The organism is Rhodococcus sp. NPDC059968, assembly GCF_042738615.1.
Taxonomy (GTDB): domain Bacteria; phylum Actinomycetota; class Actinomycetes; order Mycobacteriales; family Mycobacteriaceae; genus Rhodococcus_F.
The window spans coordinates 13,340-37,479 of the sequence record NZ_JBHWUE010000023.1 but is presented as its reverse complement, the minus strand read 5'-3'; the positions used below and the strand labels follow the sequence as shown (position 1 = coordinate 37,479).

Sequence of the window (24,140 nt, the reverse complement as noted above, 5' to 3'; positions counted from 1 at the left end):
CCGGCTCAACAAGTTCCCGCACTTCCCCCGAGTCGGCGGCCATGGCGCCCTCGGCGGAGCCTCTGTCACGGCGGTGGCTGTTCGGCGCCTCTGTCGTAGCGTTCCTTCTCGCATTTCTCCAAACCCCCGGCCGGCTCGCCGCTGACACCAAGTACGACCTGTCCCAGAATCCGATCGGATTCCTGGAACGAGCCGCGCATCAGTGGAGCAGCCAGGCCCCCATGGGCCAGGTGCAGAACCAGGCCTACGGCTACTTCTTCCCACACGGCGCGTTCTTCGCGCTCGGCGACGTCCTGAGCGTCCCGCCGTGGATCACCCAGCGGGTCTGGTGGGCCCTGCTGCTCGTCGCCGGATTCTGGGGCATCGTCCGTCTCGCCGAAGCACTCGGCGTCGGCAGCCGCTCGTCCCGCATCATCGCCGGTGTCGCGTTCGCGTTCTCCCCCCGTGTCCTCACCACCCTGGGTTCGATCTCGTCGGAAACCCTCCCGATGATGTTGGCGCCGTGGGTTCTTCTTCCCGTAGTCGTCGCCCTCTCCCACGTGAGTGGCACGGCGTCCCGGGACACGCGATGGCACTCACCTGCACGGCTCGCGGCCCAGTCGGCGCTCGCCGTCGCATTGATGGGTGCGGTCAACGCCGTCGCGACCGTGGCCGCGTGCCTCGTCGCAGGTCTGTGGTGGATCTCCCACCGGCCCAACCGTCGGTGGTGGGTGTTCACCGCGTGGTGGTTCCCGTTCCTGGCACTGGCCACATTGTGGTGGATCGTGCCGCTGCTGCTGCTCGGCAAGGTGAGCCCGCCGTTCCTCGACTACATCGAGTCGTCCGGGGTGACCACGCAGTGGACGTCGCTCGCCGAGATCCTCCGCGGCACCGACAGCTGGACGCCGTTCGTCTCCCCCGAGCGCATCGCCGGCGCGGTCCTGGTCACCCAGCCCGCCGCGGTCGCGGCGACCGGCCTCATCGCCGCCGCCGGTCTCGCCGGACTGTGCATGCGGTCGATGCCGGCCCGCGGTCGCCTCACCCTGATCCTGTTCGTCGGTGTCGCGGGACTCGCGGCCGGATATATCGGCGAACTGGGCTCCCCGTTCGCCGACCAGGTGCGACTGTTCCTCGACTCGACCGGTGCGCCCCTCCGGAACGTGCACAAGCTCGAGCCGCTCGTCCGGCTGCCCCTCGTGCTCGGGTTGGCGCACCTCTTGGCGAAGGTGCCGCTGCCCGGATCCGTGCCGGTCGCGCGGTGGCGCAGCGCATTCGCGCACCCCGAGCGCGAACCGATGGTCGCGGTGACGAGCCTGGTGCTGGTCGCCCTCACCCTGGCGACGTCGCTGGCCTGGACGGGCAAGCTCGCACCGCGGGGCACATATTCCGAGGTCCCCGGCTACTGGCAGCAGGCCGCCTCGTGGCTGGAGGACAACGCCGGGGGAACGAGCCCCGACGGTTCCGACGCGGAGCGGGCTCTCGTGGTGCCCGGCGCACCGTTCGGCAGCCAGCTCTGGGGTCTCACCCGCGACGAGCCGATGCAGGCCCTGGCGTCCACGCCGTGGGCGTCCCGCGACGCCGTCCCGCTCACCCCGCCCGGCACCATACGGGCCATGGACTCGATCCAGCGGTTGATCACGGACGGCCGCCCCTCGGACGGCATGGCGCAGACCCTGCTCGGCCAGGGCATCCACTACCTCGTTCTCCGCAACGACCTCGACCCCCAGACGTCGCGGTCGACGCGCCCCATGCTCGCGCACCAGGCCGTCACCGGCTCGCCCGGATTCACGCAGGTCGCGGAATTCGGCGAGAACATCGGTCCCGGCGACGTCGAAGGCCTGGTGATCGACAGCGACCTACGGCCCCGGTACCCGGCGATCGAAATCTTCGAGGTGTCGATGCCGGACGGTTCGCCGACGACGAGCGGGCCGTACACCGCGAACCTCGACGGCATCCCCCGCGTGCAGGGCGGGCCCGAATCGCTGCAACGCCTCCGGGAGAACGGCGCCCTGCCCGGAGCCGGACCCGTGTTGCTGGCCGCGGACGCGAAGCGTGCCGGACTGCCCGTCGACGATGTCACCGTCACGGACACGCCCCGGAACCGCGAAACCGATTACGGCCAGGTCGACAATCACAGTTCGGCGCTTCGCTCCCCGGACGACGCGCGCCGCACGTTCAATCTCGTCCCCGACTATCCGGTGGCGGACACCCCGCTGGTGGAGGGGCAGTGGGAGGGCGCGACGCTGAGCGTGTCGAGTGCGGCGTCCGACGCCACGCAACTCGGCGGCGCCTCCCCTGCCAGCAGCGCCGCCGCGACCGTCGACGGCGACCCGGCGACGGGCTGGTTCAGCAACGGCATCGAGCGGGCGCTGGGTCAGTGGCTCCAGATCGATTTCGACACCCCGCTCACCAGCTCGCTGCTGCACATCACGACCAGCCCGGCCGCGATCGGTGCCCCCGTCCGCTGGATGGAGGTGTCGACTCCGAACGGCAGCACGGCCGTCAAGGTCGACGCCCCGGGCAAACCGATCGCCGTGTCCGTCCCCGGAGGCGTCACCCCGTGGGTGCGGATCACCGCGACTCGAACCGAGAATGGTTCCGCGGGAACGCAGTTCGGCATCAGCGAGGTGTCGGTCGAGGACTTCTCCCAGCGCGATGCCCCGGTCACCGTGCCGATCCGGTACCGGACGGTGTTGCCGCCCACCCCCGACGGCGCGTCCGTCTCGGGTTGGGATCTCAGCCAGGAACTCCCCGGCCGTAACTCGTGCGCCGAGTCCCCGGACCGCGTGCGGTGCAGCAACGCCTTCGTCCTGCCGCCCGAGGAGGTCGGCACGTTCGAGAGAACGTTGTCGGTGCCCGAACCCACCGCGGTCACGCCGCAGCTCACCCTGCGGGCGCATCACGGCGCACCGCTGGAAGAGCTTCTCACCCAGCGAGATCGGCCGTCCGCTCACGGGACCAGCAATATCGCCGATCTCCGCGGGTCGGCGTTCGCCGCCACCGACAACGATCCGCGCACCAGCTGGTCGGCGAAACAGGACACCACCAGCGGCAAGGGCGCGAAACCGACCCTCACGATCGACCTACCCGAACCCACGCTGGTCACCGGCCTGCAACTGACACCCAGCCTGGGCGCCGTGCCCGCCGCCCCCGACCGCGTCGCCGTCGACCTCGGGAACGGGCCGCAGGTGCGCGACGTCGACGAGGACGACGGGACCGTCACGGTCGAACCCCGGGTGACCGACCGGATCGTGCTAAGCCTCGTGTCCTGGAAGAGCACCCTCGATCAGAACGCGCTGGGCTTCGCCCAGTTGCAGCCCGCGGGACTCGCCGAGGTCGGCGTGCTCGGCGAGGACGGCGTGCTGCTGCCCGGTTCGGGTCCGGCCGAAGACGCCGGCGCCCGCGAGGTGACGGTGTCCTGCGAGGAGGGGCCGGTCGTGTCGATCGGCGGGCAGCCGGTTCGCACGAGCGTCACGGCAACTGTCGGGCAATTACTTTCCGGTGACCCGGTTCCCGCGACCCTCTGTGACACGCCCGGCCCCGTTCCGCTGGGAGCAGGATCCCAGGACGTGACGGTCGACCCGGGGTCGGCGTTCTTCGTCGACAGTCTCCGCCTCGACGCCGGCCCGCAGGCACCGGTCGTTCCGACCGAGCAGGTGTCGACCACAGCGTGGACGGAGAACCACCGGGAGCTCACGGTGCCCCGCTCGGACGTCGAGCGCGTCGTCGCCGTCCCCGAGAGCACCAACGTCGGCTGGGTGGCGACCGCACCGGACGGCGCCGAACTGACACCGATCGTCGTGGACGGCTGGCAGCAGGGTTGGGTCCTGCCCGCCGGAACCGAGGGAACGGTGACCCTCGACTTCCCCACCGACCGCTGGTACCGCCTGGGGATCTTCGGCGGTCTGCTGCTGCTGATTCCGCTGATCGCCGCCGCGCTGTGGCCGCGCCGCGCACGCGAGCGCGATCCCGGCCCGGCACCCCGGACCTGGCGCAGCGCGACGGTCGGGTGGCTGGGAATCCTCGCTGCCGCCACCGTGATCGGTGGTCCCGCCGGCGCGGTGACGACGGTCGTGGTGACGCTGCTCTCCGTGACCCTCGTCCGTCTACGCGGAACCGCCACCACCGCGCGCGTGCTGGTGGGGGTCGCCGGAGCGTCGACCATGCTCGGCATGGCGATGCTCTCCACCGGCCCGTGGCGCGCGCCAGGCGGGTACGTGGGGCACTCGTTCCTCGTTCAGTTCCCGCTACTGCTGGCGCTCGTCGCCACCGGGCTGGCGGTGCTGCCGCTCGGACGGTCGGCGCTCCTGGTGCGCGCCTCCCAGCGCTTGACGGCGCGGCGAGCCGGTTCCTCCACCAACGCGTAACTGGCCGACGCGACCGCGACGCTCATCACGGTCGTCAGGAACAGGATGTAGACGAAGTGGCCGGAGAACGGAACGAGCCCGAACACCGGAAAGACGATCGACAGCACCGCGAGGTGCCAGATGAAGATGCCGTACGACCAGCGGCCCACGGCGAGAGCGAGCGGACTCGCGAGGTAGCGGTGGGTGGACGTGTCGGACAGCACCAGCGGAGCCATCAGCGCGAAGCTGATGACGGCGCCGAGCGCCATCTTGACGGCGTACTGCCACGGTTCGGGACGAACCAGCCCCTCCGGGCCGGCGAGGTCGGTCGCCGTGAGCGCGAATGCTACTGCGGCGACGAGAAACATCCGGACGCGATGATGCGCCCAGCGGTGCATTCGTCCGGGCGGACTCACCGCCAGTTCGGCCAGCACCATCCCGGCTCCGAACCACGGGAGGTACCCCGGCAGCCAGTTGTCGTGATGGATGCCGCCGGGTGTCGACACCGGCACGAATGCCCACGTCAGACTCACCGCGATCAACGCGAGAATCACCGGAACACGCAGCCGCGCAGCCGGACCCCGCAACCGGACCAGCGCGAACGCCAGCAACGGAAGCACCAGGTAGAAGGCCACCTCCACCGACAGACTCCACATCTGGGTCAGACCGTCGGTGAGCGTGAGGGGCACGAACACCTGCACGAGACCGAGATTCGCCCACCACGTGCGGTAACTCGCGTTCGCGGTGGGCAGGAACGTCAACACCACCGCCACGGCGACCCAGTACGCAGGCAGGATGCGCGTCGCCCGCGAGATCCAGTACCGGACGATTCCCTGGGCGGGGCCCATCCCCCGCGCCGCCCCGGCGTGGCTGCGCCACAACAGGAATCCGGACAGCGCGAAGAAGACCGCCACCGCCAGATCGAAACGTCCCCAGATACGGCCGAGCACGGGCACGTGCGTCGCACCCGTTTGGAACGCGACGTGCGTCACGAGCACCCCCAGCGCCGCAAGGCCGCGCATTCCCTCGAGTGCGGGAATGAAACCGCGCGGGGTTGCGGTCATGCGCGTGGTGTTTGCCGAGGTGCTCATCACCAACAGTGTGCCTGGTCCCGGGGCTGTGACGGAAAACTCCGTCCGAGTCACTTCGCTCGCGAACGGCTGGTGCGTTTACTATCCGATGGGGCAAATGCGCATTCGAGACTGTTAGTGTTTTGCCTCACGTGGTGTCGATGTGGGCTCCATGCGATCCGTGCAGCCGTGCTGCCGGTGGGGGAATCTCAATCGACAGAATTGGGTTAGGAGAGAAAGCATGGCGGAGCGCTCAGGGCCGAGCCGGATACTTGCTTGCATTCTGGTGGGCCTCGGTGCCTTCCTCTTGGCCGTCGCCATTCTCATTCCCGCCTACACGGTGGGCAAGTTGGAGAAGACGCCGTTGGACCTCGAAGTGACCACGATCGCCGAAGGTTCCGGCAGCGTGCTCAACTCGCAGGCTCTTCTCGCAGGCAAGGCCGAAGTCAACACGAACGTTCCACTGGTGTCACAGCGCTACGTCACCACCGAGGACCCCGCGAACGCGGACGTCGTCACTCTCCAGGCGGGGCAGACGCTGCGGCGCACCGACAAGCAGGGCGACACCGGACTGCTGTCCGCGATCGTCGACCGCAACACCGTCGACCGCAAGACGTCGATGCCGACCAACGACCCGGTGGGCACCATCCAGACGCAACCCAACCAGCCTGCCGAGGAAGTTCCGCGCGACGGACTGCAGTACAAGTTCCCGTTCAACTCGGAGAAGCAGAGCTACCCCTACTTCGACCTGAACGCGCGCGCCACCCAGGACATCGACTTCGTCGAGGAGACGGAGATCAACGGTCTGAAGGTGTACCACTACAACCAGACGATCGATCCGGTCGACCTGTCGAAGGTGGTCAGCTCGCCCACCAACAAGCTGACGCTGCCCGCCGAGGCGTGGGGCGTCCCCGGTGGCACCCTCCCCGTCACGATGACCCGCTGGTACACCAATGTGCGTGACCTGTGGGTCGAGCCCGAGACCGGTGTCGTCGTCAAGGGCCAGGAGCAGCTGCACCAGTACTACGCCCGCAACAAGGACAAGCCGGAGATCGACGTCCTGAAGGTGGAACTGCCGTTCAACGAGCAGACCATCGAATACCAGGTCCAGCAGGCCAAGGACGGCATGGACAAGCTCAGCACGTTCGGTCGCACGGTGCCGATCATCGCCGGCATCCTCGGTGTCATCGCACTGATCGCAGGACTCTTCCTGGGTCTGCGCGGCGGCAAGGGCAGGCAGCCCGCGCAGACCACCGGCGACGACTACCCGCCGAGCGACGGTGGCCGCCACGTCAACATGGACAAGTCGGAGGCTCCCACCGAGCAGCACGACTGGACCACGGACAAGACGGAAGAGATTCCCGTCGCGGATCCGCGCAGGTACGACGAGCGCTAGAGCTCGAGCGGTAGAGCTGTAAAGCCGGACGCCACGTAGTCCGGTGCGAAGGGGACCTCGGTACTTCACCGAGGTCCCCTTCGTCGTTCCCGGGGGCGGCCTGTGCAGTGGCGCAGGATGTCACAGACGGCTCGTCGGAGTGAACGGATGTCACATCGGGCGCGGGGCATCACGCCGCGCGCTGCGCACGGCGAGGACGCTGACGACCAGTGCGGTGCTCGACGCGACCGTGACGGCGACGGCGATGAATTGCCCGATCGTGGACGCGAGGGTCAGCATGCCGGTCATCTCGACGGCGAGGCCGATCCAGGCGATCACCGCGAGGTGCGTTCTCTCCCCCGCGATGGCGGAGAGCAGGGCGCCCTGCAGGACGGCCAGGCAGGCACCGTGGAGTGCGAACAGCCACAGCAGCGACTGGACGGGCTGGTACGCGTCGCCGACTACGAGCGGGACGAGGGGGGCGGCCACCGCGACGGCTGCCACGAGCACCGCACCGAGTCCGACGAGGACGGCGAGCGCCGACCGGATCGCCTGCGCGGAGTGCGCGGGATTCGCCATCCGCGGGTAGAGCACCACCCCGACGGCCTGCGGTAGCCAGAACGCGGCCTTGGTGGCGACGGCGCCCAGTGCGTACAGGCCGGCGTCGTCGTTACTGAGCACGATCCGGGCGATCACCAGGTCCATCGACGACAACGCGATCAGCGCCAACTGCACCTGCGACGCCTTCAGCACGGCCGCGACGCCGATCCGGGTGCCCGGCTCCCCGGCGATCCCGGAATCGGCGAACAGTCGCGCGCACAGGGCCACCAGCCCGGTGCCGACCGCACTGGCGGCGAGGGCGAGCCCCGGCCCGGCGCCGACGGCCAGCACCACGACCGCGGGAACGACCTTCGCGACACCCGCGGCCGCGAGGACGACGCTGAGCGGACCGAACCGTGCCGCGCCCTGCAGCAGTCCCTGTTCGGTGGCGAGCAGGACCAGGACGGGCGCCGTGATCAGCGCAGAGAACGTGGCGAGCATCCCGGTGTCGAGGGCCCACGACACGAGGGGTGCGAGCAGCATCGCCGCGACCGCGACGATCACCGCGCACCGGTACCCCAGCAGCCGGACCGCATGGGCGCCCTTGCCCCGGACCACCTCGCGGGCGACGACGGTCTGCAGCGCGAGAGCGGGGACGGCGAGGACGAGCTGGGCCGCCAGCAGACTCGCGAACTCCCCGTAACCCGCCGGTCCGAGCCAGCGGCTCGCCGGCAGATGCAGCAGGTAGGACGCGATGTTCGCGATCATCGAGCCCGCCGTCACCATTGTCACCCCGGCGACCGCCGAGCTGGTGAGGGTCTGGCGTGGCATGCGCCCCATGATGCACTACGTACCGTCCGAGCCGGGTCGATGCACCACGTATCGTGACGGCCCATGACCGCCCGGCGCCGAGCACCGTTCGTCGCGCCGGTCTACAGCCTCCTTCTGGCATTGCTGATCCTCGGGCCGCTGCTCGGTCCGGGCTACCTGCTGTTGCGCGACGCGGTCAGCACGCCCCGCTCGTATCTGACCGACTCGGCGCTCGGCCTCACGGACGCCGCCGCGCGGGCCGTGCCACAGGATGCTCTCCTCGCGACGCTGAGCGTCGTCGTCGACGGCGGCCTGGTGGTGAAGGCGATCCTGTTGCTCGCGCTCTGGGCGGCGGGCTGGGGCGCGGCCCGGATGGTCCGCACCGTGCTGCCGACGGCGGGGCTCGGACCGCAGCTCGTCGCGGCGACGGTGACGGTGTGGAACCCGTACGTCGCCGAGCGACTGCTGCAGGGTCATTGGAGCCTGCTGACCGGGTACGCGGCGCTGCCGTGGACGGTGTGCGCAGCGGTCGCGATTCGACGGGGTGACCGCCGGGGGTGGTTCGCCCTCGCGGCCTGCCTCGCCGCGGCCGGTCTGACACCCACCGGGGTGTTGCTCGCGGTGGTGACGGCGGTTGCTGTCCTCGCGCTCCCCGGCGGACGACCGGCCGCGTGGCTCCGGGTGACGGGCGCGCTGGGCCTGTTCGTCGTCGCGAGCGCGCCGTGGCTGGCGGCCACGGCCCTGGCCGGCGGCGGCGGGGACGGCTCCGATCCCGCCGGGGTCGCGGCGTTCGCCGCGCGCGCCGAGCCGGGGCTGGCGACGCTGGGCAGTCTCGCCGGACTCGGCGGCGTGTGGAACGAGACCGCCGTCCCGGACACCCGGACCACGCTGTTCGCCCTCGTCGGAACGGTTCTGCTGCTCGGTGTCGTCCTGTGCGGACTCCCGGCGCTGTGGCGGCGGCGACGGCATCCCGCGGTGGGCGCACTGTCCGCGCTCGCGCTGGTGGCGGTGCTGCTGCCCACGCTCGGCGCGACCGCGTGGGGTCTCGACGTCGGCCGATGGATGGTGCAGAACGTCCCGGGCGCGGGGTTGCTCCGGGACGCGCAGAAGTGGGTGGCGCTCGCGGCGCCGCTGTATGCGCTCGCCGCCGCGGCCGCGGTGCTGCGACGCCCCGGCACGTGGTCCGTCTCAGCCGTCCTGGTCGTGCTGCTCGCCCTCCCCGACCTCGCGTGGGGCGTCGGGGGCGCGCTGCGCCCGATCCACTATCCGCCGTCGTGGCAGCAGGTGTCCGCCGAGGTGAAGCGCGACGCGAACAGCGGGGACGTCGCCGTCCTGCCCACCGGCATGTTCCGCAAATTCTCCTACAGCGGTTCCGCTCCCGTCCTGGACCCCGCCCCGAGGATGCTGCCCGAGGACGTCCTGGAGACGGGCGAGTTGGTGGTGGCCGGTGGGACGGTGACAGGCGAGGGGTCGCGGGCGCAGCAGGTGGAACGGGTGCTGCTCACCGGCGGTTCCGCCGCCGATCTCGCGTCGCTGGGCGTCCGGTGGGTACTGGTCGAGCGCGACACGCCCGGACCGCGCGGCGAATCCGCGACCACCCTGGCCGGTCTGGAGCGACAGTTCTCGGACGAACATCTGGAGCTGTACCGCGTCGGCGGCGACGTCGCGCGGCACGAGGCGTCCGATCGGGCACGTGCGACGGTGATCGCGGCCCACGTGCTGTGGGCCCTCTTGCTGGCCGGCGGTCTACTCGGCGCGGGCGTGCTCGAGGCCCGGACGCGCCAGCGCCGGCGACACCAGCCCTGACGTCCGCAGGCCCGCGGCCGTGCCCGCCAGCACCTCGTGGACGCCGTTCCCGGTGTGCTTCCACGAGAACTCACCCGCGCGGATCCGCGCCTTCTCACCGAGGACCATGCGTGTCTCGGGGTCGAGCAGGAGGGTGTTGACGGCCGCGGTCAATTCGCCGACGTCGGCCGTCGCCGCTTCCGCGCTGCCGACCAGCACTCCGGTCACGCCGTCGACGATCGAATCCGTCAGTCCCTTGGAGCTGCGGTAGCCGACGGTCGGGACCCCGTGCTGTGCGGCCTCGATGACGGCCAGACCCCAGCCCTCCTTGCGGGACGGCATCACGTGCAACCAGGACTGCGACAGCAACCGGTGCTTGCGGGTCTCGTCGACGTGCCCGTGGAACGTGACGGCGTCGCCGATGCCCAGCTCGTGCGCGCGGTCGCGGAGATTCTGCTCCCACCAGCCGCCACCGATGACGTCGAGGTGCACGTCGGCGATGGTGGGACGCAGCTCCGCGACGGCCTGGAGGGCGTCCTCGATCTGCTTGTGCGGCACCAGTCGGGACAGGACGCACACGCTGGGGTGCGCGGTCCGGGTGTCGGTGCCGCCGACGTCCACGCCGACCGGGATGTCGTCGGCGCCGTTGCGCACCACCGCGATCCGTTCGCGCTCGACGCCGAGTTCGATGAGTTCGTCGGCGGACGGCAGCGACACGGTGAGGTACTGGTCGTCCCGGTGGGTGCGCGGCGACAACCGTGATTCCACCCACCAGCCGATCTTGCCCATCAACCGGCCCGCCACCGGCCACTGCTCGCGGTGGCAGTGATGCACGAGCAAGGTCACGGGTGCACCGGCGACGACGCGGGAGAAGAACGGGATGCCGTTCTGGGTGTCGATCACGGCGTCGGGCCGGATGCCTCGCAGCGGTCCGAACCCGAGCCGGCCCGCGGCGATCGCGGCGAGGGCGCGGGGGTAGACGCTGTACCGTCCGCCGGCCCGGCTGATCTCGATGCCGTCGACGGTCTCCTTCTTGGCGGCGCCGCGGTAACCGGCGGTGCGGAGGGTGACCTTGATTCCCCGCGCCGCGAGCTGGGCGCCGACCTCCTCGAGGTACCGCTCACTGCCGCCACCCTGCGGGTGACCGGTGTCGCGCCAGCAGAGCAGCAGAACCTCTCGCACGTTCATATACTCCTGTGGTCGGTGCGGTACATGTGGTCTCCGGGCGGGACGTTCCGCGCTGTAGTCCCCGAACACCCTATCGGTCGCATTCCACCGGATGTTGCAGCCACCGCGAACGGATTGCGGCCCCGGCGGCTGCACTCGCTAAGGTTCAGTCTCGTGACGACGCCTCCCGTGACCCGGCGATTCGGTCGACGGGCAACCCTGAAGCGGTCGTTCGGCCTGCTCAGCGACTTCCGGCACGAACAGACCGCACCCGACCTGTTCTACGGCGCCCTCGCCCGCGACTCCGTCGAACTGATCGGCGACCTGTACGGCGGTCTGACCGAATCGGATCTCACCGGGACGACGATCCTGGACGTCGGCGGCGGCCCCGGTTACTTCGCGGACGTGTTCCAGCAGGCCGGCGCCCGGTACGTCCCGGTCGAGCCGGATCCGTCCGAGATGCATGCCGCCGGCCTCGCCGTGGGCGGCGCGGTTCGCGGGTCGGGGTTGGCGCTGCCGTTCCGGACGTCGTCGGTGGACATCTGCTTCTCCTCCAACGTCGCCGAGCACGTCAGCGAACCATGGGCAATGGCGGACGAGATGGTGCGCGTAACGAAACCCGGCGGCCTGATCGTGCTGTCCTACACGTTGTGGTGGGGCCCGTTCGGTGGCCACGAGACCGGGCCCTGGCACGCACTGGGCGGTGAGTACGCCGCCCGTCGCTACCTGCGCAAGAACGACCGCGAACCCAAGAACCGGTACGGCGTCTCCCTGTTCAAAGTGGGTGCGGCCGACGGGCTTCGGTGGGCCCGGCGCGTCCCGGACGCGGACTTCCTGGCGGCCTTCCCCCGCTACCACCCGCGCTGGGCGTGGTGGATGGTGCGCGTCCCCGGACTGCGGGAGTTCCTGGTGAGCAACCTCGTTCTCGTGATGCGGAAGCACTGACCGTGGTCGCGCTGGCTCTCGACATCGGCGGCACCAAGATGGCCGCCGGGATCGTCGACGCGGACGGCACGGTGCCACGCCCGGCGACCACCCCGACGCCGACGACCGGCGTCGCGGACGCGTGCGCCGCCCTGCTGCGCGAGGTCGCGGGAGCGTCGCAGATCACGTCGGTCGGCATCGCCTGCGCGGGACCGGTCGACACGATCGCCGGCACTGCGTCACCCATCAACATCGGCGAGTGGGCGGGCGGATTCGGCCTGCTCGGCTTGGTGCAGGAACTTTTTCCCGGCGTCCCGGCGAGGCTGGCGATGGACGGCGCCGCCGCCGCTCTCGGCGAGCATTACCACGGCGCCGGGCGCGGCGTCCCCGACCTGCTGAGCCTCGTCGTGTCCACGGGCATCGGCGGCGGAGTGGTCCTCGGCGGCCGCATCGCCACGGGCCGCACCGGCAACGCGGGACACATCGGTCATCTGGTGGTCCCCGGCGGAACCGAGCCGTGCACGTGCGGCGGGATCGGGTGCCTGGAGACGGTGGCGAGCGGACCGTCGTCCGTGCGGTGGGCCCGATCCCGGGGATGGCGCGGGTCGACGGGTGTCGAATTGGCGAGGGCCGCCGCGGACGGGGACGACGTCGCCGTGGCCGCCCTCGACCGCGCGGGGACCGCGCTGGGGCAGGCCATCGCGTCCGCCGCAGCCCTCCTCGATGTCGATCTCGCGGTGGTCGGTGGCGGATTCGCGCAGGCCGGACCCCCGTTGTGGGACCCGATGCGCAGGGCCGCAGCCCGCCACGCCCGGTTGTCGTTCGTCGCGAATCTGCGGGTGGTCCCGGCGGAACTCGGCGCCTCCGGAACCCTCGTCGGGGCGGGAGTCCTGGCCTTAGACAGGGGCTGACACAGCGGGATCTCCTCACCTGTTCCGAAATTCTGTAACGTGTTCTAGTGTTCAGGTCACACCACGTTCAGGAGAGGAGGTGACCGTGAGCACGAGCACTGCCCGATCCGCCGACGACTCCGATCACTCGTCCGAAGTCGCCCGGCCCCGTGACTCCCGTCGCGATCCGGAGGTGCTGCGAGACGCGCTGCAACGCTGGCTCGCCGCCCAATTGCCCGCCGACGCCGCACCCGACGTCACGCACGTCCATCTCCCCGACGCCAACGGCATGTCGAGCGAGACCATCCTGTTCGACGCGACCTGGTCGGGCGAGGTTCACCCGCTGGTCGCGCGGGTCGCGCCGGCCGACACGACGATGCCCGTCTTCCCGGACTACGACCTCGACGGACAGTTCCAGGTGATGGCGCAGGTCCGGGAGCACTCCGCCGTCCCGGTCCCGGTCGTCTACTGGTCCGAATCCGACCCCGGTCCGCTGGGCGCCCCGTTCTTCGTCATGGCCCGCGTCTCCGGGCAGATCCCGCCGGACGTGATGCCCTACAACTTCGGGTCGTGGGTGACCGAGGCCACCGAGGCGCAGCGCGCGCTGCTGCAGCACAGTGCGGTGAAAGTCCTTGCGCAACTGCACGACATCGACCGGCCGTGGGAGCGGTTCGCGTTCCTGCGACTGCCCGGCTCCGGCCCCACCGTCACCGAGGCGCTCGCCGCGCACATCCGGCAGCAACGCGAATACTACGAATGGACGACGCGGTCCGGTCCCCGGTCCCCGTTGATCGAACGCGGCTTCGCGTGGATGGAGGAAAACCTCCCGGACGACCCCTCCCCCGCCGTCTTCTGCTGGGGCGACGCCCGGATCGGCAACATGATGTTCGAGGACTTCCGGCCCGTGGCCGTACTCGACTGGGAGATGGCCGCACTCGGGCCCCGCGAACTCGACCTGGGCTGGATGACGTACCTGCACCGGTTCTTCGAGGACATCGCCGCGGCCGCCGGACTCGACGGGATGCCCGACTTCCTGCGACTCGACGACCTCGCCGCCCTCTACGAGGAACTGACGGGCCACACGCCCCGCGATCTCGAGTACTACACCGCCTACGCGGCCCTCCGGCAGGCCACGATCATGCTGCGGATCCAGGAGCGCGCCATCCACTTCGGACAGGCCGTCGCCCCGGAAGACCCGGACGACATGATCATGCACCGCGCCTCGCTGGCGGCGATGCTCGACGGCACGTACTGGGAGAAGATCCGATGACCGCCGACTACGCGGGAAACCCGCTCTCCCCGATGGACGACTACCCCATTCATCAGGTGGCCGAACCCATTCGGCGCGTCGCCACGTCCGACCGCAACTTCTACGACCGCTACTACTTCAACTGCTATCCCTCGGCCGAGTCCGACCTCTTCCTCATCATCGGTCTCGGGCAGTACCCCAACCTCGGCGTGACGGACGCGTTCGCGGTGCTCCGCCGCGGCGACGACCACATCGTCGTCCGCGGGTCGGCCGCGCTGGGTCACGACCGCTCCGACAGCACCGTCGGACCGTTCCGCGTCGAGGTCCTCGAGGGTCTGCAACGCTTGCGCGTGGTGCTCGAGCCCGGCGACTACGACCTCTCCTTCGACCTCACCTTCGACGGCGCGATCCCCGCGACGCTGGAACCCCGCCACTTCCGCAGGCAGCTCGAACGCGTCACGTTCGACACGAGCCGATTCGTCCAGACCGGCACCTGGGCAGGTGAACTCACGATCGACGGGCAGAGCCGCCCCGTCACCCCCGACACCTGGCGCGGCAACCGCGACCGGTCGTGGGGCGTGCGCCCCGTCGGCGAGTCCGAGCCTCCCGGACGTCGCGCGGTCGACGGGATCCAGAACTTCTTCTGGATCTACTCGGTGATGCAGTTCGACAACTACTCCGTCTCCGTCGTCCTGCAGGAGGACGAACTCGGCAGGCGCATCGTCGAGGAAGCCGTCCGCATCTGGCCGGACGCCGACCGCGAACCCGAATGGCTCGGCCGACCCGAACACGAACTGAAGTTCGAGCCGGGGACGCGGGACGTCACGTCGGCGTCGCTGAGTTTCCACCGCCCGACCGGCGAGGTCGTCACCGTCACCTGCGACCTGCTGGTTCCCAACTACATCGGCATCGGCACGGGATACGGCCTCGAAGCCGATTGGCGTCACGGCATGTGGCAGGGCGAACTCGTGGTGCAGGGACTGCGCAAACGAGCCTCCGAGATCGAGCCGGGACTCCGGATGTTCTGCCCCGTGGACAATCTCACCCGCTTCCGACTCGAGGACGGCGGCGAGACCGTCGTCGGGACCGGGCTGTTCGAGGTCGCGGCGATCGGCCCACACGCACGATACGGATTCGACAGTTTCACCGACACCGCCTCCTGACCGGGGGAACGACACGAGGAATGGACTCATGACCGACTACGAGAAGCTCTACATCGGCGGCAAGTGGGTGGCCCCGGCCACCGATCAGGTGCTCGAAGTGTTCTCCCCCGCGACCGAGGAACGCGTCGGCAGCTGTCCCGTCGCGTCGCCGGCCGACATCGACGACGCCGTCGCCGTGGCCAGGCGGGCATTCGACGAAGGTCCGTGGCCGCAGACGACTCCCGCCGAGCGCGGCCAGATCCTCGCGAAGGCGGCGAAACTCATCGAGGAGCGCGGCGACGCCCTCAACGCACTGATCTCGTCGGAGATGGGCCAGCCGCCCGCGATGGTCGGGATGATGCAGCAGACGCCGTCGCTCGCGACCCTGAACTTCTACGCCGGTCTCGCGAACGAGTTCGAGTGGGAGCAGACCCGCACCGGCGCGTTCGGCCAGACGAAGGTGCTGCGGGAACCGGTCGGCGTGGTGGCTGCGGTCCTCGCCTGGAACGTGCCACTGTTCCTGGCCGTCAACAAGCTGTCCCCGGCGCTGCTCGCGGGCTGCACCGTGCTGCTGAAGCCGGCACCCGAATCCCCGCTCTCCACACACCTTCTCGCCGAGATCTTCGCCGAGGCGGGGGTCCCCGAGGGCGTCATCTCCGTCCTGCCCGGCGGCGCCGACACCGGCGAATACCTGGTGTCGCATCCCGGCATCGACAAGATCACGTTCACCGGCAGCAGTCCCGTCGGCCGCAAGATCGGGGCCATCGCCGCGCAGAACCTCAAGCGCTGCTCCCTCGAACTGGGCGGCAAGTCGGCGGCCATCATCCTCGAGGACGCCGACCTCGCGTCCACGATGCCGATGCTGGTGATGTCCGGGCTCATGAACACCGGGCAGGCGTGCGTCGCGCAGACCCGGATCCTCGCCCCGCGTTCCCGCTACGACGAGGTCCTGGACGCCCTCGTGGCGGGTGCCGGATTCATGACCGTCGGCGATCCGTCCGACCCGGCCGCGCAACTCGGACCGCTGATCTCCGAGAAGCAGCGCGACCGCGTCGAGGGCTACATCGCCAAGGGCAAGGAACAGGGCGCCCGCGTGGTGCTCGGCGGCGGCCGCCCGGAGGGCCTCGACAAGGGTTGGTACGTGGAGCCGACGATCTTCGCGGACGTCGACAACTCGATGACGATCGCCCGCGAGGAGATCTTCGGACCCGTCCTGTCCGTGATCCCCTACGACTCCGAGGACGAGGCGATCAAGATCGCCAACGACTCCGACTACGGACTCGCCGGCTCGGTGTACACCACCGACATCGATCACGGTCTCGCCGTCGCGAAACGGATCCGCACCGGCACCTACGCCATCAACTGGTACGCATTCGACCCCGGCTCACCGTTCGGCGGCTACAAGGCCTCCGGCATCGGTCGCGAGAACGGACCGGAGGGGCTCGAAGCGTTCTGCGAGATCAAGTCCGTCCTCATGCCGCCCGGCTACACGGGGTAGGCGCTTCGCGCCCGTGCGCCTTTCTGGTTGCTGCAGCTACCAGAATGGCGCACAGGTGCGTAGCACTAGCTGCCGAACTGGACCCCGCCCAGCGGACCGCCGACGAGGACGATCTGCGGCAACGTGGTCTGGGGATTGGCGACCGTGGTCAGCGACAGGCATTCTCCGAGCACCGCGTAGGCGCCGTCCGGAAGTTCCGGTGTGGTGAACGTCTTGACCGCGTTGCCTGCGGCGTTCGCGACGACGCGCTCGATCGGATTGGTGGCCCACGCGACGAATCCTGGTTCGAGAACAACGGTGGGATCGGCAAGTACGGCGGGCAGCTTGGTGGCGTCGAATGCGACTGCACCGCAGGACTGGGCGTCCAGCAGATTCAGGACGTTGGGATTGGTGACGGTGATGCCGAGGGTCTTTCCGTCGACCGCGGTCACCACGGTGGGAGGCTGCACTTCCGTCGCTGCGGAAGCGGTCGCCGGCATGGTCATGGCTACGGTGGCGGCGGCTGCGGCAGCGAGTGCGGCACCTCCGGCGAGTCGTTTCATGCCCCTGCTGGTCCCTGTCTGCATCTGCAATCCTTTCGTCGGGTGCGAGCTTCGAGAATCGAGGCTTTACAAACCGAATGGTATGCGTTTACTGCAGACTTCTCCCCTCGAACGACGAATGTCGCAGTGGTTCAGTCGAACTGAACCACTGCGACATTCGGTCACCGGGGAGGGACTAGCTCAGGCGCTGCTTCAGGGCCTCGAACTCGTCACGGATACCGGAGGGAACCTTCTCGCCGAGGAACTCGAACCATTCCTCGATGAGCGGCAGCTCCTGCTTCCACTCGTCGACATCGACCTTCAGCGCCTCGTCGACATCGTTGGCGTTGACGTCCAGGCCGTCGAGCTCCAGATCGGCTGCGGTCGGAACGAATCCGATCGGGGTGGACTCGGCACCGGCCTTGTGCTCGATGCGGTCGACGATCCACTTCAGCACGCGGGAGTTCTCGCCGAAACCGGGCCACAGGAAGCGGCCGTCGTCGCCGCGACGGAACCAGTTGACGTAGAAGATCTTCGGCAGCTTCTCGGAATCCGCGTGCTTGCCGAGGTTGATCCAGTGGTTCAGGTAGTCGCCGGCGTTGTAGCCGATGAACGGGATCATGGCCATCGGGTCGCGGCGAACGGTGCCGACGGCACCCTCGGCGGCCGCGGTCTGCTCGGACGACAGCGTCGCACCCAGGAACGTGCCGTGCTGCCAGTCGAAGGACTCACTGACCAGCGGAACCGTGGTCTTACGGCGTCCACCGAACAGGATCGCGGAGATCGGAACGCCCTGCGGGTCGTCCCACTCCGGCGCGAGGATCGGGCACTGCGACATCGGGGTGCAGTAGCGCGAGTTGGGGTGCGCGGCCTTCTCGCCCGACTCGGGCGTCCACTCGTTGCCCTTCCAGTCGGTGAGGTGCTGCGGGTCGCCCTCGAGACCCTCCCACCAGACGTCGCCGTCGTCGGTCTGCGCGACGTTCGTGTACAGCGAGTTACCGGCCTCGAGCGTCTTCATCGCGTTCGGGTTCGACCCGTAGTTCGTGCCCGGCGCGACACCGAAGAAGCCGTACTCCGGGTTGACGGCGTACAGGCGGCCGTCCTCACCGAAGCGCATCCACGCGATGTCGTCGCCGAGGGTCTCGGCGCGCCATCCGGGGATGGTCGGCTGGATCATCGCGAGGTTGGTCTTACCGCAGGCGCTCGGGAACGCGGCCGCGACGTAGTACGGCTTGTCCTCCGGGGAGATCAGCTTGAGGATCAGCATGTGCTCGGCCAGCCAGCCCTCGTCGTGGGCCATCGCCGACGCGATGCGCAGCGAGTAGCACTTCTTACCGAGCAGCGCGTTTCCGCCGTAGCCGGAACCGTAGCTCCAGATCTCGCGATCCTCGGGGAAGTGGGTGATGTACTTGGTGTCGTTGCACGGCCACGGGACGTCGGCCTGGCCCTCTTCGAGAGGTGCGCCGACCGAGTGCAGCGCCTTCACGAACGGCTTGTCGGTGCCGAGCTTCTCCATCGCGGCAGTACCCATGCGCGTCATGATGCGCATGGACACGACGACGTACTCGGAGTCGGTGATCTCGACACCCAGCTTCGGATCGTCGGCACCGAGGGGACCCATGCAGAACGGCACCACGTACATCGTGCGTCCACGCATGCTGCCGCGGTAGAGGTCGGTCATGAGCGACCGCATCTCGGTCGGGTCCATCCAGTTGTTGGTGGGCCCGGCGTCGATCTCTTCACGCGAGCAGATGTAGGTGCGCGACTCGACGCGTGCGACGTCCGACGGGTCGGAGTTGCCGACGAACGAGTTCGGCTTCTTCTCGTCGTTGAGTCGCGTGAACGTACCGGCCTCGACGAGCTGCTCGGTCAGTCGATCCCATTCTGCGTCCGAGCCGTCGGCGAAGACGACGCGGTCGGGCTGAGTGAGTTCGGCAACCTCTCGAACCCAGGCGAGCAGCTCACTGTGCTCCGTGGGGGGCGTGCCGTCAGTTCCGTTCAGACCGGGAATGGTCGCTGAGGTCATCAAACTCTCCTGGGGTGAGCCGGAACCGGACCATCTGCCGTCCGCTGAGAGAACCTCGCAGCGAGTGCCAGACGGTCCGATTTCCCCTCTCGGCGGGGTCCAGCCAGGCCGTCCATGCCACATGGAAGACGCGGGCGCCGGGTGTCCTATCCCTAGAGGTTAACGCCGCGAGTCCCATCTCGGGGAATCGGGTGCGGTTGGAATGGTCACAGAAACGATTCAGTAGAGCTACCAGGGGCCTTTCCCGCGTTTGCAGTGCGGATTTCGGAGGTGTTCAGCCGTTACCGAGAGTCCCACCATCGGTCTGCTGCCAGTGCACGACGCCGTCGCCGTCGCGGCGAAACTCCCAAGACGCGTACCCGCCGTCCTCGTGGATCATCGTCAGATGGTCTGCGTCGCCGTCCGAGTCGAGGTCGGAGGCGATGACGACGGCGTCGCCCGCGTCGAACGTCTGGGTGTCCAGGACGCCGTCTCCGTCGATGTCGTGGGTCGGATCGGTGAGCGCGACCGCCCCGGAATCGTGGCCGAAAGTGTTCGGATCGAGGTCCGGCATGTCCGGCATGTCCGGCATGTCCGGGACCAGAAAACTCTCAGTCGTCGCCACCACGGTCTCCCTTCGCATTTCGGACCAGTTTCCCGCACAAATCAAGACATATCAAGATAATTCAACACAATTCCACACGAAAGCGGGCGAACTTCGGTCAGGCACCTATGTATTCAGACGTTCGATACGGCGATTCGGTTCCCCGACTGCCTGCGGACCTCCTGCAGCCCCCGGTCGACGGCCCCGAGGTCGCGTTCGCAGGACGACAGCTGCCCGTTGCGTCTCGCGGCCAGGCGACGGAGTTCGCCGTCGATCTGCGCGACCCGCTCGTCCACGTCCCGGGCGCAGATCCGGCTCTCGGCGATGATCGCCTCACTCACCTGAGCCTCCGCCGCCAGCAACCGGCCGAGGACGAACTGCTCCCACTGGGACCGCACGTGCACCAACGCCTCGGTGGCCCACTGCCGCACGTGGGCACGCTCGGCGACGTGCCCGCGCGCCCGCGTCAGCCACCACGCCGCGACCGCTCCCAGCGCGAGGGTGGGCGGGATGGTCGCGATGTCGAGCGCCGGCACCATCGACAGCGGCGAGACCATCAGCCTGCCCAGACCGAGCCCGGCGGACGCACCGATCATGATCGTCATCCGGTCTTCGAGTCCGCGGTGCCGCGGTTCGGGTCCTTCCGGCGTAACCGGCTCCGGCAGCGGACCGCCGTCCCTGCGGGACCGCAGGTCGTCGAGGCGCACGGTCACCGCGGCATCGACCGCACCACTTCTCTCGCGCACCATCTCGGCCAGCCGGTCGGGGTAACCCGCAAGCGTCCCGCTGCCCGGCGCGGTCAATCTCGGCGCGCGCGGTCGTTCCGGCCGCACGAACCTCCGACCGCCTTGGGGTGGGGGTGCCCATGACGCAGTCACCGTTCAGGAAACGTCTACAAACGTGTCCTGAGTCGACGCCTCACGGTGTCGACGTTGACCCGCACCTGGCGCGGGTCTTCCCGTGGCGGTACCCGTTGCCCGCATGGTGCGGGTCTGACATGGGTTTCCATCGGGCTCGTTTTCCGTCGCCCCGCAACTCGGGGAGGACGCCTCAACCAGGGCCGCGAGGTTGCGGGCCGCGTTGAGGTCACGATCGATGCTCATCCCGCAGGATTCGCAGACAAAGGTGCGTTCGGATAGGCGCAGCTTGGCTTTCACCACACCACATCCCGAACACGTCTTGGAGCTGGGATACCACCGATCCGCCACGTGCACCCGACGTCCGGACCCGCCGGCTTTGTACTCGAGCTGACGACGCAACTCACCCATCCCGACCCCGGCGATGTGCCGGGCCAATCTTCGGTTGCGGACCATCCCGGCCACATTCAGATCCTCGACCACCACCACGGTATGTGAGCGGACCAACCGGGTCGAGAGCTTGTGCAACCCGTCGCGGCGGGCGTTCGCCACGTACGCGTGCAGGCGAGCGATCCGCGCCTGAGTCTGTCGCCATCGCTTCGACGGCTGCTGCCCGGGACGACGATCAGGGCCTTGCCGTCGGGCGGCCTGACGCCCCAACCGCCGTAACTCGCGTTGGGCGTGTTCGAGGTGTTTCGGTTTCGGCACCACCTCACCGGTGGACAGCACCGCGAGGGACTTGACCCCGAGGTCCACCCCCACCACCGACTCCGGCAGCGTCGGCGCCGGATCGGTTCGTTCGACCTCCACGGAAAAGGACACGAACCAACGACCGGACCGGAACGTGATGGTGGCCGACCGGATCCGCGCCGTCCCTGCCGCGACGCGGCGGGCGAGCTTGCGGGTGGACTCGTGGGTCCGCACCATCCCGATCCGGGGGAGTTTCACGTGCCGACGATCGGTGTCGACCAGCCCGAATGCCCCGGTGGTGAACCGGCACGACAACGGTGCGCGCTTGCCCTTGAACCTCGGGAACCGCACCCTGGAACCCTTCCGCATCCCTGCCCGTGAGCTGGACCAGTTCGTCAGGGCCGTCGCCAGGTTCGCAAGCCCGGACGAGTAGGCCTCCTTCGAGTTCTCACCCCACCACGGCGCCGCCTCACCCTTGACCTGGTTCCAGTCCTTGCGCAGGCTGTAGGCAGACCACGACATCGCCGGGGTGAGTTGCTCGCCGGTCACGCCGTAGGAGCGTTCCGCCTCCCGTTGATCCAGGTTCGCCCTGACCTGCGCCAGTCCCCAGTTGAACGCGAACCGCTGACCACCACAATGCGACCGCAACGCCGTCTCCTGCGCGCAGGTCGGGTCGAGCGCGAACCGGTATGCCTGCAGCACCGTACTCACCGACCACCCCTCATCGAATGTGCGTTCGATACTAGGGGGACGGTACGACAAGTTCCACGAACCTCGTTGGGAGTATGGACCGACGACCCGCCCGGGGCGCCGCGAGCGATGCGAGGCTCCGGCCGGTCGCGGACACGGCGGTGGCGAGGTGCCCGACACGAAATTGGGCCAAACCGGCCCCGATGCCCGACCACGATGGCCCGAGGCTCTAAATCACACGACAGTGTCCGCCTGGAACGACTTCACGGCAGTCCGGTGAAAACCGCCTGCCACCACCCGCCCACTCCTACAACTTCGCCGGAACATTCCTACACCGAAGACATTTTTCTACCTATATGCGCGAACGGCTGCGACCCCCTTCCTACCGCGCCCGATTCTGTCAGACTCGCACCGAGTCGCTACCGGCAACTGTGCAGGCTGGGCACCGGATTATCGAAAAAGTCTCAAGGTGAACTTCAGACCCGTATGCCAGAAACGCTCCTCATGCGTGACAATGGTCCGGTGAACCACGCTGATCAGGATGCACCCGTCGTCCCCGAGGAGGGGCAGATGAAGGACTCGAAGGGGTCCCGTCTCCACCCGAGGGTGACAAGTTTCCGCTCGCGCCGGGGCGCCCTGACCGCTGCGCAGCAGGAGTCGTGGGACCGGCAATGGCCCGAGATCGGCGCGGACGTCTCGGACAATCGCCTGGATGCGCCGTCATGGTTCGGCCGTGACGCCCCTCTGATCCTTGAGATCGGCTCGGGAACGGGCACCGCCACCGCGGCGATGGCGAAGGCCGAACCCCACGTGAATCTCGTGGCCGTCGAGGTCTATCGGCCCGGGCTCGCACAGTTGATTCAGCAGATCGAACGGGACGGGATCCCGAACATCCGGGTCCTGCGCGGCGACGCAATGGATGTCCTGGAGAACATGATCGAACCGGAATCGCTCACCGGAGTCCGTGTCTTCTTCCCGGACCCGTGGCCGAAGGCCCGCCATCACAAGCGGCGCCTGCTGCAGTCCCCCACTTTCGCCTTGATCGCGAGCCGGCTAAAGGCCGGTGGTGTGTTGCATGTCGCAACAGATCACGCCGAGTATGCCGAGGCCATCGCCGAGGCAGGCAGCGCGGAACCCCTCCTGACCTCCCTCGACTGGGAATCGCCGATGACGCACGAGCGTCCGGTGACGAAGTTCGAGGACAAGGCCCACCAGGTCGGCAGTGCGATCACCGAGTTGATTTGGGGGAAGATCAGGTCATGAGCGTCAGCGAGCAGTACTCCGACATAGCCGGCGCGGTCCCGGCAGGCACCGCGGTGTCGTCAGGATCTCCCGTGGTGGGTGCACGTGACGGACGCCACCAGAAGCGGGTCCTTCTCGTCTGGGACGCACCCAACCTCGACATGGGTCTCGGCGCCATCCTCGGCGGCCGGCCCACTGCCGCCTACCGGCCACGATTCGACGCGCTCGGCCGCTGGCTGCTCTCCCGGACCGCGGAATTGTCCGCGTCCGGCACCGACACACTCGAACCCGAGGCGACGGTCTTCACCAATATCGCGGCTGGCAGCGCCGATGTCGTGAGACCGTGGGTCGAAGCCTTGCGTAATGTGGGCTTCGCGGTGTTCGCCAAGCCGAAGATCGATGAGGACAGCGACGTCGATTCCGACATGCTGGACCACATCGCGCTTCGTCACGGCGAGGGGCTGGCCGGTGTCATGGTCGCCTCCGCCGACGGTCAAGCGTTTCGCGAACCGTTGGAGAACATCGCCGCGACCGGCATTCCGGTCCAGATACTCGGGTTCCGCGAGCACGCCAGCTGGGCGGTTGCGTCCGACCTTCTGGACTTCGTCGATCTCGAGGACATCCCCGGCGTGTTCCGGGAGCCACTACCTCGGGTCAGCCTCGACACACTGCCCGACGAGGGTGCCTGGTTGCAGCCGTTCCGACCGCTTTCCGCCCTGCTCGTCGGGCGGAAGAGTGCTGCCGAGTAGGAGTTGA

At 68.7% G+C, this 24,140-nt stretch carries 17 protein-coding genes and 1 pseudogene; 10 read left to right on the top strand and 8 right to left on the bottom strand.

All coding sequences use genetic code 11. The annotated features are described in order from the left end of the window. The first annotated feature begins 41 nt into the window (after window positions 1–41). Window positions 42–4,346 (top strand): alpha-(1->3)-arabinofuranosyltransferase family protein, encoded by a 4,305-nt coding sequence (locus ACFWAY_RS19930; protein ID WP_378511794.1) that lies wholly within the window; start codon window positions 42–44, stop codon window positions 4,344–4,346. A gap of 20 nt (window positions 4,347–4,366) precedes the next feature. Here ACFWAY_RS19930 and ACFWAY_RS19925 read toward each other — a convergent pair. After that, window positions 4,367–5,389, bottom strand: a pseudogene (locus ACFWAY_RS19925) (acyltransferase family protein); the annotation flags it as partial. 247 nt (window positions 5,390–5,636) lie between these two features. Between ACFWAY_RS19925 and ACFWAY_RS19920 the strand changes: the two are divergent. Beyond that, window positions 5,637–6,791: a DUF3068 domain-containing protein gene (locus tag ACFWAY_RS19920; protein ID WP_378454534.1), complete on the top strand. Its 1,155-nt coding sequence runs from the start codon at window positions 5,637–5,639 to the stop codon at window positions 6,789–6,791. 150 nt (window positions 6,792–6,941) lie between these two features. On the opposite strand, the gene ACFWAY_RS19915 is transcribed toward ACFWAY_RS19920, so the two are convergent. Continuing rightward, on the bottom strand, window positions 6,942–8,150 hold the full coding sequence (locus ACFWAY_RS19915; RefSeq protein WP_378511793.1) for a polysaccharide biosynthesis protein: 1,209 nt from the start codon (window positions 8,148–8,150) through the stop codon (window positions 6,942–6,944). A 54-nt stretch (window positions 8,151–8,204) separates the two neighbouring features. Here ACFWAY_RS19915 and ACFWAY_RS19910 point away from each other — a divergent pair, with 54 nt between their 5' ends. After that, window positions 8,205–9,926, top strand: a complete 1,722-nt coding sequence (locus tag ACFWAY_RS19910) for a hypothetical protein (RefSeq protein WP_378511792.1) — start codon at window positions 8,205–8,207, stop codon at window positions 9,924–9,926. On the opposite strand, the gene ACFWAY_RS19905 is transcribed toward ACFWAY_RS19910, so the two are convergent. Continuing rightward, on the bottom strand, window positions 9,867–11,087 hold the full coding sequence (locus ACFWAY_RS19905) for a glycosyltransferase family 4 protein (protein WP_378511846.1): 1,221 nt from the start codon (window positions 11,085–11,087) through the stop codon (window positions 9,867–9,869). The genes ACFWAY_RS19910 and ACFWAY_RS19905 overlap by 60 nt on opposite strands. A 174-nt stretch (window positions 11,088–11,261) precedes the next feature. On the opposite strand from ACFWAY_RS19905, the gene ACFWAY_RS19900 reads away from it, so the two are divergent. The 5 genes from ACFWAY_RS19900 (at window position 11,262) to ACFWAY_RS19880 (ending at window position 16,775) form a co-directional block, all read left to right on the top strand. Beyond that, window positions 11,262–12,017, top strand: coding sequence for a class I SAM-dependent methyltransferase (locus tag ACFWAY_RS19900; protein ID WP_378454640.1), 756 nt, complete (start codon window positions 11,262–11,264; stop codon window positions 12,015–12,017). A 2-nt stretch (window positions 12,018–12,019) separates the two neighbouring features. Beyond that, window positions 12,020–12,907, top strand: coding sequence for an ROK family protein (locus ACFWAY_RS19895; protein ID WP_378511791.1), 888 nt, complete (start codon window positions 12,020–12,022; stop codon window positions 12,905–12,907). Window positions 12,908–12,986: 79 nt separating this feature from the next. Next, complete coding sequence (locus ACFWAY_RS19890; protein ID WP_378511790.1) at window positions 12,987–14,156, top strand: phosphotransferase family protein; 1,170 nt, start codon at window positions 12,987–12,989, stop codon at window positions 14,154–14,156. Next, complete coding sequence (locus ACFWAY_RS19885) at window positions 14,153–15,298, top strand: hypothetical protein (protein WP_378511789.1); 1,146 nt, start codon at window positions 14,153–14,155, stop codon at window positions 15,296–15,298. The genes ACFWAY_RS19890 and ACFWAY_RS19885 overlap by 4 nt, the downstream gene beginning before the upstream one ends. A gap of 28 nt (window positions 15,299–15,326) precedes the next feature. After that, a complete protein-coding gene (locus ACFWAY_RS19880) occupies window positions 15,327–16,775 on the top strand; it encodes an aldehyde dehydrogenase (protein WP_378454528.1) in 1,449 nt (482 codons plus the stop codon). A gap of 65 nt (window positions 16,776–16,840) precedes the next feature. Here ACFWAY_RS19880 and ACFWAY_RS19875 read toward each other — a convergent pair whose 3' ends face one another. The 5 genes from ACFWAY_RS19875 to tnpB all read right to left on the bottom strand — a co-directional run bounded on the left by ACFWAY_RS19875 (window position 16,841) and on the right by tnpB (window position 22,163). After that, window positions 16,841–17,341 (bottom strand): hypothetical protein, encoded by a 501-nt coding sequence (locus ACFWAY_RS19875; RefSeq protein WP_378454527.1) that lies wholly within the window; start codon window positions 17,339–17,341, stop codon window positions 16,841–16,843. A 151-nt stretch (window positions 17,342–17,492) separates the two neighbouring features. Further along, entirely contained in the window at window positions 17,493–19,322 is a 1,830-nt protein-coding gene (locus ACFWAY_RS19870) for a phosphoenolpyruvate carboxykinase (GTP) (RefSeq protein WP_378454526.1), read from the bottom strand. A gap of 274 nt (window positions 19,323–19,596) precedes the next feature. After that, a complete protein-coding gene (locus ACFWAY_RS19865; RefSeq protein WP_378454525.1) occupies window positions 19,597–19,926 on the bottom strand; it encodes a DUF6802 family protein in 330 nt (109 codons plus the stop codon). 113 nt (window positions 19,927–20,039) lie between these two features. Beyond that, the gene (locus ACFWAY_RS19860) at window positions 20,040–20,738 is read right to left on the bottom strand and encodes a hypothetical protein (RefSeq protein ID WP_378511788.1); all 699 of its coding nucleotides are present in this window, start codon (window positions 20,736–20,738) and stop codon (window positions 20,040–20,042) included. A gap of 48 nt (window positions 20,739–20,786) precedes the next feature. Then, window positions 20,787–22,163, bottom strand: coding sequence for an IS607 family element RNA-guided endonuclease TnpB (gene tnpB / locus ACFWAY_RS19855; protein WP_378511787.1), 1,377 nt, complete (start codon window positions 22,161–22,163; stop codon window positions 20,787–20,789). Window positions 22,164–22,628: 465 nt separating this feature from the next. Between tnpB and trmB the strand changes: the two genes are divergently transcribed. Together trmB and ACFWAY_RS19845 are read left to right on the top strand one after the other, a co-directional pair. After that, window positions 22,629–23,405: a tRNA (guanosine(46)-N7)-methyltransferase TrmB gene (gene trmB / locus ACFWAY_RS19850; protein WP_378458750.1), complete on the top strand. Its 777-nt coding sequence runs from the start codon at window positions 22,629–22,631 to the stop codon at window positions 23,403–23,405. Then, entirely contained in the window at window positions 23,402–24,133 is a 732-nt protein-coding gene (locus ACFWAY_RS19845; RefSeq protein WP_378511786.1) for an NYN domain-containing protein, read from the top strand. Before trmB ends, ACFWAY_RS19845 begins: the two co-directional genes overlap by 4 nt. The last annotated feature ends 7 nt before the right edge of the window (window positions 24,134–24,140 follow it).